The organism is Dehalobacterium formicoaceticum (assembly GCF_002224645.1).
GTDB lineage: Bacteria > Bacillota > Dehalobacteriia > Dehalobacteriales > Dehalobacteriaceae > Dehalobacterium > Dehalobacterium formicoaceticum.
The window spans coordinates 3,628,585-3,641,756 of sequence record NZ_CP022121.1; the positions used below are offsets into that span (position 1 = coordinate 3,628,585).

Here is a 13,172-nt window from a genome sequence, read left to right on the forward strand (position 1 = left end):
CTTATATCAATTTTTGCTACTTTATGCATTTTAGGAGGGATACTGCTCATGCTGTATCCCTTCTTTACCTCTATTTACTCCCGAATCGGACAATGGTATTTGACGGAAGAAGATGTTCCCTTCCAAGATACAGAATACCCAGGCCTGATTGATTCCGGTCAGGAGCCTCCAGCCATTGAAGAAAAAGAGCCTACCCAGCTGGAAAAACAGATGATCATGAAACTGGAAATCCCAGCCATCAACCTGGCTGTGGGAGTGGTTCAGGGAACCAGGCCAAAAGATCTCCGCATCGGCCCAGGTTGGTATCAGGAATCAGCCTTGCCTGGGAAGGGAAACACGGCTATTGCCGGACATTTGAACATCTATGGATCTTGGTTTCGCAACCTTGACAAGCTGCAAGAGGGTGATGTGATCAACCTTACCTATCAAGGGAACACCTATGTTTATCAGACAGAAAAGGTATTCTCCATCGCCAGCGATGACTGGACAGTGATTCAGCCCCGCGGTTATAACGCTTTAACCTTAACAACCTGTGATAGCCAAGGTCGTGATCAGCTCAGACTGGCTGTGCAAGCCCGACTGATTGATTGATTGAACTCGAAAAAAAAACAAGGAAGAAATATTCTCCCTTGTTTTTTATATTTATCTGCTATCTTAAATCCTTGATCCCACGGTGCTGAACCTTAGTAGTTTTTGCACAGGATTTCGAAATGAGCCTGGGGATGGTCGCAAACGGGACAAACCTCCGGTGCCGCGTCTCCTTCATGAATATGACCGCAGTTGCGGCACTTCCAATAGACTTTACCGTCCTTTTTGAAGACTTTTCCTTCCTCCAGGTTGGCAAGAAGTTTCAGGTAACGTTCCTCATGCTTTTGCTCCACTCCTGCGACACCGTCAAACAATTGGGCCAATTCCTCAAAGCCTTCTTCCCGGGCGTCAGCAGCCATTCGTTTATACATTTCGGTCCATTCCCCGTTTTCACCGGCAGCTGCAGCCTTCAGGTTTTCTGCCGTGTTGCCGATTCCCTGGAGTTTTTTAAACCACAGCTTGGCATGTTCTTTTTCATTATCGGCCGTTTCCAGAAAATATCCGGCTATTTGCTCATAGCCTTCTTTTTTGGCAGTGGAAGCAAAATAGGTATACTTATTTCGAGCCATCGATTCCCCCGCAAAAGCTTCCCATAAATTCTTTTCAGTTTTTGTTCCTTTCAAATCCTTCATGATAAAACCCCCATGTCAATATTATTTATTCGTCCAAAGACCGTGGATGTTGCAATATTCCCTGACTTCAACCACCTGATCCAAATCTGTGCAGAACTCTGCTTCCGGTTTCTGACCAGGTTTCAACTCCGCCCGCAGCACCCGATCTTTTGTTAACACCTCAATAAATGCAATATAGTGTTTTTCTTCCATCGGATGTGCTACACTGCCCACTTTAACGAGAATCCCTCCATCAGGATGAGCTTCCACCACGGGCACATGTTTTTCATTGCCGGTATCTTCAGACTTCGCCTCCATTTTGGTCATGGAATCACCACAACAAACCAAGGGGGATCCGTCGGTAAAAACAACTTCAATCAGGTTGGCACAAGTAGTGCATTTATAAATCTCCCTTAAATTGGTCATCATATTCCCTCCTCAATTTTTCTGGTAATTGCCTCTAATTGATCAGCAGTAGGAACGTAATTTAATTTGGCCTGCTCCATGATCTGAAAACCGGCTCCTTGCAGCACCTCTTCCACTTGACCAACACTCTGACCTCCCCAGCCGTAAGAACCAAAGGCTAAGCCTATTCTATTCTTAGGTGCCAGCCCTTTCATATAGGTTAGGAAGGCTGCAACCGTGGGCATCATATTATTATTCAAGGTAGGCGAACCCACACATATATATTTAGCAGTGAGGACCTCCGGTATCACTTCGGAAATATGATCTACCTTCAGGTTCATGACCCTGGTTTTTACCCCTTTAGCTTCAAAGGCCCGATAGATAGCATAGGCCATCTTTTCTGTGGATCCCCACATACTATCGTATACAATGACCGCTTTATTCTCCGTCTCATTACCGGCCCATTTCTTGTATTCTTCTAAAATTGCCGGAATCTGAGAACGCCAAATGATCCCATGACTGGGTGCAATGATCTCAATATCTAAAGTGGCCACTGCTTCTAAAGCCTTTTGGACCTGGCTGCCGTAAGGGAAAACAATATTGGCATAATATTTACCAGCCTCTTCCAGCAGAATCCCCAATTTCATCTCGTCGTCAAAGCGTTCCGGAGAGGCAATATGCTGGCCAAAAGCATCGTTGGAAAAAAGAATTCGATCCTCTCCCAAATAAGTGACCATATTATCCGGCCAATGAACCATAGGGGTTTGCACAAAGGTCAAATTACGGCTGCCCAGATTCAGTGTATCTCCTGACTTAACCACCATGTAATCCCAATCCCCGCTATAATGAGCCTTTAGGCCTTTCTCTCCGCTGGCTGAGGTCACAAGCTTCGCCTTAGGGAGAAGAGCCATGGTCTTAGGCAAACCCCCCGAATGATCCATTTCCACATGGTTGGATACCACATAATCGATTTTCTGAGGATCAATCACCGAGGAAATCCGCTCCAGCATCTCATCAAATAAATAATGTTTTACGGTATCTACTAAGGTTATTTTTTCGTCAATAATCAAATAAGCATTGTAAGTAGATCCTCTGGGAGTAAGATAACCATGGAAATTGCGGATATCCCAGTCAATTCCCCCCACCCAATATATATTATCTTTCACCTTAACAGCTTTCATTCTACCACCTCAAAAAGTGTTTTTTCCTTTAACCGATTTATTCTTCCACCTCAAACTGATCTTTACCTACCCCGCAGACCGGACATACCCAATCATCAGGAATGTCTTCGAAGGCAGTTCCCGGGGCGACGCCGGAATCCGGATCCCCTTCTGCGGGATCATAAACATAACCACAAACAGAACATACATATTTTTTCATACCTTTACCCTCCTTGTTATCTGTTGTTTCCGTTTTACTCTTAGGTTCTTCATTCTTTTGAGCAGGTGCACCGGAAGGTGCTGATCCTCGCTTCACCTGATGATAATAAGCATAAGTCATCGGATCTTCCTGGCTTAACACTTCCGCATCTACAACTTTCCCGATAAAAATCGTATGGGTTTCTACTTCCAAGCTGTTTATTACTTCACATTCTATATAACCCACCGAATTTTCCAGGAGTATCGGAGCACCCGCAACACCTTTTTTGTATGAAATGGATTGATATTTATCAAACTCCCGACCGGACTTAAAGCCAAAATGTCCAATCAAATTTAAAGGAACTGTTTTTGGTAAAATCGAAACAGAAAAAACTTTGCTGGCTTTGATGAACTCATTGGTTAAATTATTCTTGTTGATGCTAATAGCCACTGTGGCTGGGTCAGAGGAAATTTGGAAAACAGTATTGGCGATTTGTCCGTTCATTGCTCCATCTTTGGTGGAACCAATAACGTATAACCCATAACTTAATTTATGAAAAATCTTTGTGTCCATGTTCACAAAATCTCCTTTCGTCTTTTATCATTTCATATACTATTATCTTCACCAATTTTCCATAAAATCCTGCATAGAATTGGCAAATTCCTTTAAATTTTTAATAATAATTATCATTAATATTGTTTATGTGGCCTTAGGTTTTTGAAATATTCTCCAATTTCATCAATATTAGAAAATTTATTAGGATAAATCAGATCTGGTCTGCGGATTAGGATTACCTGCATACCCAGGCGCTCAGCAGCCCTTAACTTATTATCAGTTCCCCCCTGAATACCGCTGTCCTTACAAATCAAAATCGCCGACTGGGTCTCCTGAAACATCAGAGTATTCATCTCTTCAGAAAAGGGACCCTTCATAGCGATAATATGATCCGGATTTAAGCCTAGATCTTCCAATTTTTTAATAGAATCTGATTGGGGAAGAACCCGCACCGTAAGGCGTTTTTTATCCGTGATCCGAGAAATCATCTGATCAATATTATTGATCCCGGTGGTGATAAATATTCTGCCCGGTAAATTTTCCGCAACGGCGCCTGCTTCTGCCAAATTTGCACAAAGAATTCTTTCTTTTCGTCCCTCTTCGATCGTCGAGCGTTCGAAACGAAGATAGTTCACCCCTAAATCCTGACAAACAGCAATAGCATTGCGGGAAAGATTCTCAGCATAGGGATGGGAGGCATCCACCACATAATCGATGGCCTGATCCAGAATAAATTTTTTTAGAGCCTCCCGATCCATCTTTCCATGAACTATTTTTCCGGGAAAGCGCTCCTGGGAGACCTCAAAACCATATGCCGTTGCCGTGCTGATGATCACATTCGAGGTTATCCGGTAAAGAGCACATGCAATATCCAGGGCATCACCGGTTCCTCCCAGGACTAATATCATATCCGATACCCTCTGGGTGTAATCATTACACCATTGGCAATATAGGTTCTGCTATTGCCGACAATGATGGTACAGAACATATCCACCACTTCCGGATCAAACTCCTTCAACGTGGTTAAGATGATCGATTGATCCTCCCGATAGGCATTGCGCACAATCCCAACCGGGGTATCCTCTGTGTGGTGTTTTTTGATCACATCCATGGCCAGTCCTAAATAGTCCGGCCGTGCCAGACTTCTCGGATTATAAATGGCCAAAGTGAAATCTCCTTCACAGGCCTTTTCCAATCGGGTAATAATCTTTTCCCAAGGAGTCATATAATCACTTAAGCTAATGGTGCAAAAATCTTCTACAATCGGTGCACCTAAAAGGGAAGAGCAAGACAAGGCCGCGGTGATGCCCGGAATCACTTCCCAGGCAATATCCTCCCGTGCCGGATGATCCTTAAGCAATTCCAAAATAAGTCCTGCCATCCCATAGGCACCGCCGTCTCCACTGCACACCACACCTACCGTATTGCCGGCAGCCGCCTTTTCCACAGCAATTTTTCCTCTTTCAATCTCTTGCCCCATGCCTTTTTTGATAATTTCTTTGCCTGCGGATAGTTCTTGCACTTGTTCGATATATACGGTATATCCTACCAAAACCTGACAGTCTTCAATGGCTTGAAAAGCCCTCGGTGTCATGTTGCCCGGATCTCCCGGTCCTAAACCAACAACAAAAATTTTCCCCTTCATGATGACCTCCACAAATAATTTAATTTCCGGTCCTGATATCTTCATATATGCATAAGGTAATCCCGTTAAATGAGGTTTTTGGAGCAACAGCCCTGCCCTGATGAGAAACAAGATAGGCGGCAGGTTCGCAAACACAACCTACGCCGATAGTCTTTTTGACAAAGTCAGAACTGGAGAACTGCTCCTGGATGGGTGCAATGTCCCCTCGGTCCACAATAACCAAAGGAAGACCCTTTTTTGCCGTCCAGGCACAAATCGCCGGCTCATCTTTTTTCACATCCACAGTTGCCACAGCCTTTACCCCGGCTAATGTTATGTTCTTCTGCTCCATAAAGGTATCAATGGCCTCTCTTAGTTTTTCTTCCTCAATATTCTTCCGGCAGCCAATCCCTAATACCAAGCTGCGGGGAATTAGTTTTGCCGCAGGGATATCATCCCGGAGAAAGTCTAATGCTTTTTTGCAGCCCACATAGATTAAAGCATCGGGTTTCATTGCTTCCAGCTGAGGGATCCCCACCTGCACAATACCCGGGGCTTCAATATCATAAGGACTTTCGTTAATCATCACAACCTTTTTTCCATTGACCAAAGCGGCTGTGACCTTCTTTACCTGCTCCATATCTTCCATATGTAAATGATGTTTTTTGGCGATCATATCCACCGAGATCAGGCCTAAATTATCAGAAGCCGTCGTGATCACACTCTGCCCCCCGTAATGGAGGCAATCGTCTGGGCTAACTCATTGGCACCGCCCAGATGACCCGATAAGAGGCTGATGGCAAAATGCCCCTGCTCATCCACCACCACCACCGCCGGATCTGTTACTTTCGATGCCACATAGGGGGCTATGCTGCGCACGGCTATCCCACAGGACATGACCATAATAATTTCCCGATACTCTTGAAAAATATGCTGCATAAATGTTTTTAAAGATCCCTGAATAGGCCGAAAAAGATCCCCGGTGCAATATTTAGTCAGGGTAAATAGCTCTCCCCCGATAGACCGTTGGATCTTTAAAGCCGTTACCTTCCCCCCCAGTGTTACAGCAAGAATGGCTCTGCTCACTCTTTTCCGCTCCGATACATATGGGAAAAGGAAGAATCATAAAGTTTGGATAATTCATATTGAGATCCCATAAAATCCCCTACCAAAATCTGGGCATGCCGATTGATTTTTTCATCTCCAACTTTTTCTGCAATATCTTTTAAGGTTCCTCTGATAATTTTTTCTTCCGGCCAGGTAGCCTTATAGACCACGGCCACAGGGGTATTTTCGTTGTAACCCTCTAGCAATTCTTCTACCACCTGAGATATAGATTGAACGGACAGGAAAATAGCCATAGAGGCCCGATGTTTGGCCAGTTCGGAAATCTTGCCTCCTTCAGAAGTACCGGTACGGCCTTCTTTTCTGGTAATGATAATGGTTTGGGAAACACCGGGCAGGGTGAATTCTGCCTTCACCCGGGAAGCGGCCGCAACAAAAGAGCTTACTCCGGGAATAATTTCAAAATCAATGCCCCGCTTGTCCAGCTCATCCATCTGTTCCCGAATCGCCCCATAAATAGAAGGATCACCCGTATGGAGGCGTACCACCATTTTCCCCTGATCGATGCCTTCCTGGATAGCATCGATCACCTCCGGCAGACTCATAGAGGCACTGTTATAGATGGTAACCCCTTCTTTGCAATAATCAAGAATATTTCCGCTTACTAAAGAACCGGTATAAATGACCACATCCGCCTTTTGCAGCAGCTTCATGCCCTTGACTGTGATCAGCTCAATATCTCCCGGTCCTGCTCCGATAAAATAAACCATGTTATGACTCCTTCCTGCTCAGTATGATCGACAAATATTGTTTATCTCTAGCTAAACCTGACTCAATATCATAATCCACCGTACTATCTTTAAAGCTGGATCTTTGCACCAGGACACTGCTCTCTGTCATCTGAAATTCCTTTAATATGTCCCGTACCTTATCTTTTGGTTATATACTTTCATAAAGACAGCACTTTTCGTTGCCTCTAAGGCTTTTTCCATCAAATCCTTGGAGGAAGTTGCCGGTATGATGGAGAGAATTTCATCCCCTTCCACCAAGGAGCGATTAGTTTGCGCTGCCGCAGCACTGAAGGAGGTAATCCCGGGGACGGTTTCCACCTGAACATCCCTTGATAAATGCTTTAGGATATAATGATATGTACTGTAGGTCGAAGGATCACCTAAGGTAATAAAAGCAGTATTCAGGCCCGCCAGCACGTTCCTTTCCACCACTTCAGCAGCCATTTTCCCTGCTTGGTCGATAATCTTCTTGTCGGTGACCATGGGAAATTCCATGCTGATCAGTTTTGCTGCACTATTGATATGATCGGCAGCAATCTCATAGGCAATGTTCTCTTTGCCGCTGCGGGATTCCGGTAAAATCAATACATCAATTTCTTTCAAGATCTTGGCAGCTTTAATGGTAAGAAGCTCCGGATCCCCCGGTCCCACCCCGATGCCGTAAAATTTTGCCACTTATTTTTTTCCTCCTTATGCGGGCTGATTCTTTCAGAACACCTGCCCATTATTTAGCTGAACGAGTTCACTTGACTGCGTTGATAATATAAATGGGGTTTAAGGCTTTCATCATCCAACCGGAATGCTTCTCACCCCGGGCAATATTGACACAGATACATTCAATCTGCTGAAAATGATGCTCCTCCAATAAAGATAAAACACGACAGGCACTATCCAAAAGAATGGTATTGGCCACAATAATGCCTGATGCTTTTAAATGCTCCCCGGCATAGGAAATCACCTCAGCCAATTTATTGCTGGCGCCCCCAATAAAGATCCGGTCAAATTCCCGATCCGGTAAATCCTCTGGTGCCGCACCGGTGATGACCTCGACATTTTCTAAAGAAAACTTATCCACATTGGCTTTGGTCAAAGCTACCGCCTCTTCATTCATATCTATGGCAAAAACCCTGCCCTCCGGACAGAGCAGGGCGGCCTCCACAGTCACACTGCCGGTACCGCAGCCAATATCCAATAGTTGGGCCCCGGGCATCAGCTGTAGTTTCGCCAAGGTCAGCACCCTGATTTCCCTTTTCGTAATCGGTACGCTTCCCCGGACAAATTCTTCTTCCGGTATCCCCAGGGTGTTTTTATTCCATGCCATCTTTTTCAATCACCACCACACATAAATTACTAAAGTGATCTTTAATGATTTCCTTCGGTTTTCCGGAAACAATCCGTTCTTCAGGATAGGAAAGGTTTTCTCCCACGGTCATCACATAATCGTTGAAACCGTGTTCCAAGAGAAAATCGGCAATTATGCCCGGATTATTGACCCGGTCTGTGAGGAGAAAAACACCATCTTTTTCGGTTAATTTTCGGATCAGATCCGTATCCCTGCCATGCATGCTGCATAAAGCAAAGTCTTTCCAAGGCTTGGCCATCTTGGCAAAAAGATACTGGAAGGAACTGATCCCGGGAATCACTTCTAAAGCATCCTTACCCAACTTTTTGAGGAAGAAATCCAGGAGACTGAAAAATCCCGGATCTCCGGAGACGATCACGCATATTCTGCGCTGACAGCGTTCTCTTTCAACAAAAAGGTACAAATCCTCCAAACTGGACTTAAATTCATAGGTTTCCTTTTCTAAATGACGAAAGCTATCCAGATTTCTTTTCCCTCCCACCAGAAGATCACAATTCTGAATCGCCTCTAGTGCGGCAGGGGTGACATAAGCTAAAGAACCCGGTCCAATTCCGGCAATACAAACCTTATTCATGCCTGATTTCCTCCAAAATATGATCTGCCTTACTGCTTTTTGCTAACATGCGTTTCATAGAAAACAGGATGACGCCTATTTCCACATGGCCATAAACATAACCCTCACATCTTTGGGCACATTTCTCGGCAATGACTGAATAAATCTCCTGATATCCTAATTTATCAATGATGGGGATGGCTTCTTCCGTAGTAATACAAGCCATGATTTCCTTTAGGTGGACGTTGGGCATATCTAGTAGAGCCAGATTAGCGGTGAGGATTTCCATCCTGGTATCGCTGATCCTGCTATGGGTATAAAAAATCCCCCCTGCGGGTTTGACTAATTTCCCTAAATGACCGGCAATAATAACTTTCTTGAAACCATATTCATCACATTTCTCCAAAGCAAAACCTAAATAATTACTCATTTTAACGGCTTTTTCTTTCGGTATGGAGAAATGTTCCTGACAAAATCTTTCTCCATAGCTTCCCGGAACCAGCAGCACCTTATCCTGTCCTGCTGCTTTGCGGCAGCTAAGTTCCAAAGCAACGGTATCCTTTAGAGCATCCTCAGACATGGGTTCCACAATTCCCGTGGTTCCCAGCACCGAGATGCCCCCTTCAATACCTAATCGGGGATTGAAGGTTCTTTTGGCAATTTCCACCCCTTGGGGAATACTAATTTCCACCTCAACCCCTTGATCTTCGGGAAGCACCTCGCCCACTTCCTTCATAATCATGCTCCGGGGCACGGGATTAATTGCCGGCATCCCTGGGGGAATCAAAAGACCGGCTTTGGTGACCTTACCGACGCCCAATCCGGTTGAAAGAGTAATTCCCTGAGCAGCAGTTTTTTTTGCTTTGGCATAAACTTCAATTTTGTCTGTCACATCAGGATCATCTCCCGCATCCTTCACGACACAGCAGCGCACCCCGTCTTCCTCCCAGCTGATATGCTTAAGTTCCAGGGTAAGAGGCCATCCTTTTGGCGTATCAATCTCAACTTCCTGAATCGCTTCGCCGGATAAGAGCATGATCACAGCTCCTTTGGCCGCTGCCGCCGCACAGGAGCCGGTAGTGTACCCGGTGCGCAGCTGTTTCCCGTTTTTATATACCATCTTACTATTTTCCAAGATCCTTGACTACCTCCTTCAAGACAGCATTCACTAAAGCAACCCCGATGGTGCTACCTCCCTTGCGTCCTTTTGTTATCACCGAGGGAATATCTGCTGCCCATAATGCTTCTTTTGATTCCTCTGCGCCCACAAAACCTACCGGTACACCAATCACAGCTTCCGGGGATAAAAAGTTCTGTTCCACCAATTCCAGAATGCGATAAAGGGCTGTGGGGGCATTGCCAATGACAAAGACTTTTTTACCAGGCAGCCGGGCGGCTATATCAATGGCTGCCATGGAACGGGTAATACCCTTTTCCTGGGCTTCCTGATGTGCTTCTTCGCTGTCGACAAAACAATTAATTTCAACCCCTAATTGGTGCGCCATTTTCTTGCTGATCCCGGCTTTGATCATATTGGTATCACTGATGATCGTAGCTCCTCCTTTAAAAGCCTGGAGTAGTCTATCTTCCACCTCTTCCTTAAACTGGAGCAATCCGGCTAATTCAAAATCGGCGGTGGTATGGATGACCCGTTTAATCATATCCATTTTCAAACCGGTTCCATTCTTTTCTCCCAATTCAGCACTGATCATTTCGAAGCTTTTTCTCTCAATTGCCATGGGATCTTTGATATATTGATGATCCATAAAATTATCCTCCTGATTTTTTTATATTAACGTAACCCTGCATACTCCCGGCAATGCCTGACAAAATTTATAGCAAATTTCTCATTGGCGGGGAAATAAATATGCGGGTACATCCCAAAAACATTCTTATATTTACGACCGCAATGCCACTGGGTCTTAGCACCGTTTTTTACTTTTTCTCCTTGCATGCAAAAATTATCGTCTGTTCTTAAAATCTTAGATTTATGAAATTCATGGGCTTTGATCCGCTCCCCTTTCTCAAAGAGCACCGTATCTGTCAAACCCAGCACTTCCAGATAACCAAAATTTTGAAGTCTATTAGTCATGACAGCCTCACCGTCGAAAATACCGACAAAGGGGAAAATCTCACCTGCATCATTGGTAAAGTTTTTATTTAAGTACATATATCCGCCGCATTCCCCGTAAATGGGCATTCCTTGTTCTGCTTTTTCTTTGATATCCTGCATCAGGGCGGTGTTGGCCGCAATCTCCGGCGCAAAAACCTCCGGGTAGCCGCCCCCGATATAGATGCCGCAAGAGTCTCGGGGCAATGCTTTATCTCGGATCGGGCTAAAGAACACCAGCTCCGCTCCTAAGCGGCAGAGCATCGATAAATTCTCGTGATAATAGAAGCTAAAGGCTTGATCCCTCGCAACGGCAATTTTAAATTCTGCTTTCCTGATATCCGGAGAGGCCGGGATTTCAAATTCCCAAGGGGAAGCATCTTCCGCGACCTTCAGCAGCAGATCCAGATCAATATTTTCTTCGATTAAATCCGCCAGGACATCCACAATTTCAGGCAGATTCTCCGTTTCACTACTTTGCACCAAGCCTAAATGTCTGCTTTTTAATTCAATATCTGTTGTTTTGGACAAAAAACCCAGCACCTGAACCCCCGCATATTTTTCTATGGCATCCTTGACAATCTGATAATGGTGGGGTGAAGATGGTTTATTGATTACGATTCCCTTGAGATTAACGGGACCAAATTCCTTTAAGCCATAGGCAATGGCGGCGGCACTGGCAGCCATGGCATCAATGGTCATGATTAAAATCACCGGCGCCTGCAAAATTTTTGCCATCCCTGCTGTACTGCCCTCCATGGGATCCGCTCCGTAGCCGTCATAAAGGCCCATGACCCCTTCCACAATAGACAGATCCGCTCCTTGGCTGCCTTTGGCAAAGAGCTGCCTGAGCACAGGTTCCTCCAGCATCCAACCGTCCAAATTGATACTGTTCCTTCCCGTAATCCCGGTATGAAAGGCGGGATCGATATAATCCGGCCCTACCTTAAAGGGCTGCACTTTCAAGCCTCGGCGGCAAAAAGCTGCCATCAGGCCCATGGAAAAAGTAGTTTTTCCGCTGCCGCTGGAAGGTGCCGCAATCACCAGCCGGGGAATCTTTTGCCCGATCCCTTTATCCATAAACAGAACATACCTCCCTTAAAGCGGTCAGCATCATTTCATTAGATGCCCGATCTTTTACCGCCAAACGGAAATGATAAGGGGACAAATGATGAAAACCGTCCGGTGTACGAATCAAAATGCCTTTTCCTAAAAGCAGCTCTTTTAACTTCCAGGCATCAATTTTCTCCTCATTTATTTTTACCAAATGATAATTGACCCGGGAAGGATATACCGTTAATTCAGGGATTTCCCGTAAGCGGTCGAAGAGAAATTGTCTTTCTTCCTGAACCCAAAGGCGGGAGGCAGCAATATATTTCTGATCCCGGTACACAGTGCATCCCGCTATTACCGCTGCGGCATTCACATTCCAGGGTTCCAATTGTTCTTTAATCCCTTGCACCAAGGCTAAGTTACCCGTAACGCCAAAACCCAGGCGAATTCCCGGCATCCCGAAAAACTTTGTCGCGGCACGAATAACCAGGACATTTGGAAAACGCCCTAATTCACTAACCATGCTGTTTTGGGGATAGCCATCGGTAAATTCAATGAAGGCTTCGTCAATCAATAAATAAGAATCTTTTTCTTTTAATGTTCCTGCCAAAGCGCACATTTTTTCTTTGTCCACAAAAGTACCGGTGGGATTATTGGGATTACATAAGACCACCACTGATTTCCGTTGAATCAAAGATAAAACATGCTCCAGATTCAGATCTTGGTAATCTTCGTTATAAGCATTCAGATCCAGCACCGGCACACCTTTTTGCTCTGCGGCATGAGCATATTCGGAAAAAGTAGGACTTAAATTGACTAATGTATCGATATCCAGAGCCATAATCCCCTTAAAAATAATCTCCACCGCCCCATTACCCGGGATAATCATTTCCGGCTTGTCAAAAGATAAGTATTCGGCAAATGATTCCTTTAGGGCTCGGTATTGAAGATCGGGATAACGGGTAAAATCATCCAAATGCTCCCAAAGTGCTTCCCGAAAACTTGCCGGCACACCCAGAGGATTAATATTGGAACTGAAGTCCAGCACTTCTCCTGTGCAAGAATAAACATCTCCGCCATGAAAGTTCATCTTAT

General features: G+C 44.9%; 18 protein-coding genes. 1 reads left to right on the top strand and 17 read right to left on the bottom strand.

What is annotated here, in order from left to right; all coding sequences use genetic code 11:
• Positions 1–48 precede the first annotated feature (48 nt).
• Positions 49–591 (top strand): sortase, encoded by a 543-nt coding sequence (locus CEQ75_RS17590; RefSeq protein ID WP_157677527.1) that lies wholly within the window; start codon positions 49–51, stop codon positions 589–591.
• Between the two features lie 92 nt (positions 592–683).
• On the opposite strand, the gene rbr is transcribed toward CEQ75_RS17590, so the two are convergent.
• The 17 genes from rbr to CEQ75_RS17670 all read right to left on the bottom strand — a co-directional run bounded on the left by rbr (position 684) and on the right by CEQ75_RS17670 (position 13,167).
• On the bottom strand, positions 684–1,220 hold the full coding sequence (gene rbr / locus CEQ75_RS17595) for a rubrerythrin (protein WP_089612325.1): 537 nt from the start codon (positions 1,218–1,220) through the stop codon (positions 684–686).
• 21 nt (positions 1,221–1,241) lie between these two features.
• Positions 1,242–1,625, bottom strand: coding sequence for a desulfoferrodoxin (locus tag CEQ75_RS17600; RefSeq protein ID WP_089612326.1), 384 nt, complete (start codon positions 1,623–1,625; stop codon positions 1,242–1,244).
• Positions 1,625–2,785: an FprA family A-type flavoprotein gene (locus CEQ75_RS17605; protein ID WP_089612327.1), complete on the bottom strand. Its 1,161-nt coding sequence runs from the start codon at positions 2,783–2,785 to the stop codon at positions 1,625–1,627. The genes CEQ75_RS17600 and CEQ75_RS17605 overlap by 1 nt, the downstream gene beginning before the upstream one ends.
• Before the next feature lie 37 nt (positions 2,786–2,822).
• On the bottom strand, positions 2,823–3,536 hold the full coding sequence (gene rd, locus CEQ75_RS17610) for a rubredoxin (protein ID WP_089612328.1): 714 nt from the start codon (positions 3,534–3,536) through the stop codon (positions 2,823–2,825).
• A 116-nt stretch (positions 3,537–3,652) separates the two neighbouring features.
• Positions 3,653–4,426, bottom strand: a complete 774-nt coding sequence (cobK, locus tag CEQ75_RS17615) for a precorrin-6A reductase (protein ID WP_089612329.1) — start codon at positions 4,424–4,426, stop codon at positions 3,653–3,655.
• Positions 4,423–5,163, bottom strand: a complete 741-nt coding sequence (gene cobJ / locus CEQ75_RS17620; RefSeq protein ID WP_089612330.1) for a precorrin-3B C(17)-methyltransferase — start codon at positions 5,161–5,163, stop codon at positions 4,423–4,425. Before cobJ ends, cobK begins: the two co-directional genes overlap by 4 nt.
• A 19-nt stretch (positions 5,164–5,182) precedes the next feature.
• Positions 5,183–5,863 carry a cobalamin biosynthesis protein gene (locus CEQ75_RS17625; RefSeq protein ID WP_089612331.1) on the bottom strand — a complete coding sequence of 227 codons (681 nt, stop codon included), beginning with the start codon at positions 5,861–5,863 and terminating at the stop codon, positions 5,183–5,185.
• Complete coding sequence (locus tag CEQ75_RS17630; RefSeq protein WP_089612332.1) at positions 5,860–6,228, bottom strand: hypothetical protein; 369 nt, start codon at positions 6,226–6,228, stop codon at positions 5,860–5,862. Before CEQ75_RS17630 ends, CEQ75_RS17625 begins: the two co-directional genes overlap by 4 nt.
• A complete protein-coding gene (cobM, locus tag CEQ75_RS17635; RefSeq protein ID WP_089612333.1) occupies positions 6,225–6,977 on the bottom strand; it encodes a precorrin-4 C(11)-methyltransferase in 753 nt (250 codons plus the stop codon). The genes CEQ75_RS17630 and cobM overlap by 4 nt, the downstream gene beginning before the upstream one ends.
• 1 nt (position 6,978) lies before the next feature.
• Positions 6,979–7,107 carry a hypothetical protein gene (locus CEQ75_RS19275; protein ID WP_276327714.1) on the bottom strand — a complete coding sequence of 43 codons (129 nt, stop codon included), beginning with the start codon at positions 7,105–7,107 and terminating at the stop codon, positions 6,979–6,981.
• 11 nt (positions 7,108–7,118) lie between these two features.
• On the bottom strand, positions 7,119–7,673 hold the full coding sequence (cobI, locus tag CEQ75_RS17640; protein WP_089612334.1) for a precorrin-2 C(20)-methyltransferase: 555 nt from the start codon (positions 7,671–7,673) through the stop codon (positions 7,119–7,121).
• Positions 7,674–7,740: 67 nt separating this feature from the next.
• A complete protein-coding gene (gene cbiT, locus CEQ75_RS17645) occupies positions 7,741–8,319 on the bottom strand; it encodes a precorrin-6Y C5,15-methyltransferase (decarboxylating) subunit CbiT (protein WP_089612335.1) in 579 nt (192 codons plus the stop codon).
• Complete coding sequence (gene cbiE / locus CEQ75_RS17650) at positions 8,306–8,935, bottom strand: precorrin-6y C5,15-methyltransferase (decarboxylating) subunit CbiE (RefSeq protein WP_089612336.1); 630 nt, start codon at positions 8,933–8,935, stop codon at positions 8,306–8,308. The genes cbiT and cbiE overlap by 14 nt, the downstream gene beginning before the upstream one ends.
• On the bottom strand, positions 8,928–10,049 hold the full coding sequence (cbiD, locus tag CEQ75_RS17655) for a cobalt-precorrin-5B (C(1))-methyltransferase CbiD (protein WP_242965316.1): 1,122 nt from the start codon (positions 10,047–10,049) through the stop codon (positions 8,928–8,930). Before cbiD ends, cbiE begins: the two co-directional genes overlap by 8 nt.
• Complete coding sequence (locus tag CEQ75_RS17660; protein ID WP_089612337.1) at positions 10,039–10,680, bottom strand: precorrin-8X methylmutase; 642 nt, start codon at positions 10,678–10,680, stop codon at positions 10,039–10,041. Before CEQ75_RS17660 ends, cbiD begins: the two co-directional genes overlap by 11 nt.
• A gap of 26 nt (positions 10,681–10,706) precedes the next feature.
• Positions 10,707–12,104 carry a cobyrinic acid a,c-diamide synthase CobB gene (locus CEQ75_RS17665; protein WP_089612338.1) on the bottom strand — a complete coding sequence of 466 codons (1,398 nt, stop codon included), beginning with the start codon at positions 12,102–12,104 and terminating at the stop codon, positions 10,707–10,709.
• Positions 12,097–13,167: a pyridoxal phosphate-dependent aminotransferase gene (locus tag CEQ75_RS17670; RefSeq protein WP_089612339.1), complete on the bottom strand. Its 1,071-nt coding sequence runs from the start codon at positions 13,165–13,167 to the stop codon at positions 12,097–12,099. The genes CEQ75_RS17665 and CEQ75_RS17670 overlap by 8 nt, the downstream gene beginning before the upstream one ends.
• Positions 13,168–13,172 lie beyond the last annotated feature (5 nt).

Excerpts from the sequence above, each read along its gene's own strand:
- cobK (WP_089612329.1), bottom strand. The coding sequence starts at position 4,426 with ATGATATTAGTCCTGGGAGGAACCGGTGATGCCCTGGATATTGCATGT.
- CEQ75_RS17670 (WP_089612339.1), bottom strand. The coding sequence starts at position 13,167 with ATGAACTTTCATGGCGGAGATGTTTATTCTTGCACAGGAGAAGTGCTG.
- cbiE (WP_089612336.1), bottom strand. The coding sequence starts at position 8,935 with ATGAATAAGGTTTGTATTGCCGGAATTGGACCGGGTTCTTTAGCTTAT.
- cobJ (WP_089612330.1), bottom strand. The coding sequence starts at position 5,163 with ATGAAGGGGAAAATTTTTGTTGTTGGTTTAGGACCGGGAGATCCGGGC.
- cbiT (WP_089612335.1), bottom strand. The coding sequence starts at position 8,319 with ATGGCATGGAATAAAAACACCCTGGGGATACCGGAAGAAGAATTTGTC.
- CEQ75_RS17660 (WP_089612337.1), bottom strand. The coding sequence starts at position 10,680 with ATGGATCATCAATATATCAAAGATCCCATGGCAATTGAGAGAAAAAGC.
- CEQ75_RS17600 (WP_089612326.1), bottom strand. The coding sequence starts at position 1,625 with ATGACCAATTTAAGGGAGATTTATAAATGCACTACTTGTGCCAACCTG.
- rbr (WP_089612325.1), bottom strand. The coding sequence starts at position 1,220 with ATGAAGGATTTGAAAGGAACAAAAACTGAAAAGAATTTATGGGAAGCT.
- cobM (WP_089612333.1), bottom strand. The coding sequence starts at position 6,977 with ATGGTTTATTTTATCGGAGCAGGACCGGGAGATATTGAGCTGATCACA.
- rd (WP_089612328.1), bottom strand. The coding sequence starts at position 3,536 with ATGGACACAAAGATTTTTCATAAATTAAGTTATGGGTTATACGTTATT.
- CEQ75_RS17665 (WP_089612338.1), bottom strand. The coding sequence starts at position 12,104 with ATGGATAAAGGGATCGGGCAAAAGATTCCCCGGCTGGTGATTGCGGCA.
- CEQ75_RS17590 (WP_157677527.1), top strand. The coding sequence starts at position 49 with ATGCTGTATCCCTTCTTTACCTCTATTTACTCCCGAATCGGACAATGG.
- CEQ75_RS19275 (WP_276327714.1), bottom strand. The coding sequence starts at position 7,107 with ATGACAGAGAGCAGTGTCCTGGTGCAAAGATCCAGCTTTAAAGATAGT.
- CEQ75_RS17605 (WP_089612327.1), bottom strand. The coding sequence starts at position 2,785 with ATGAAAGCTGTTAAGGTGAAAGATAATATATATTGGGTGGGGGGAATT.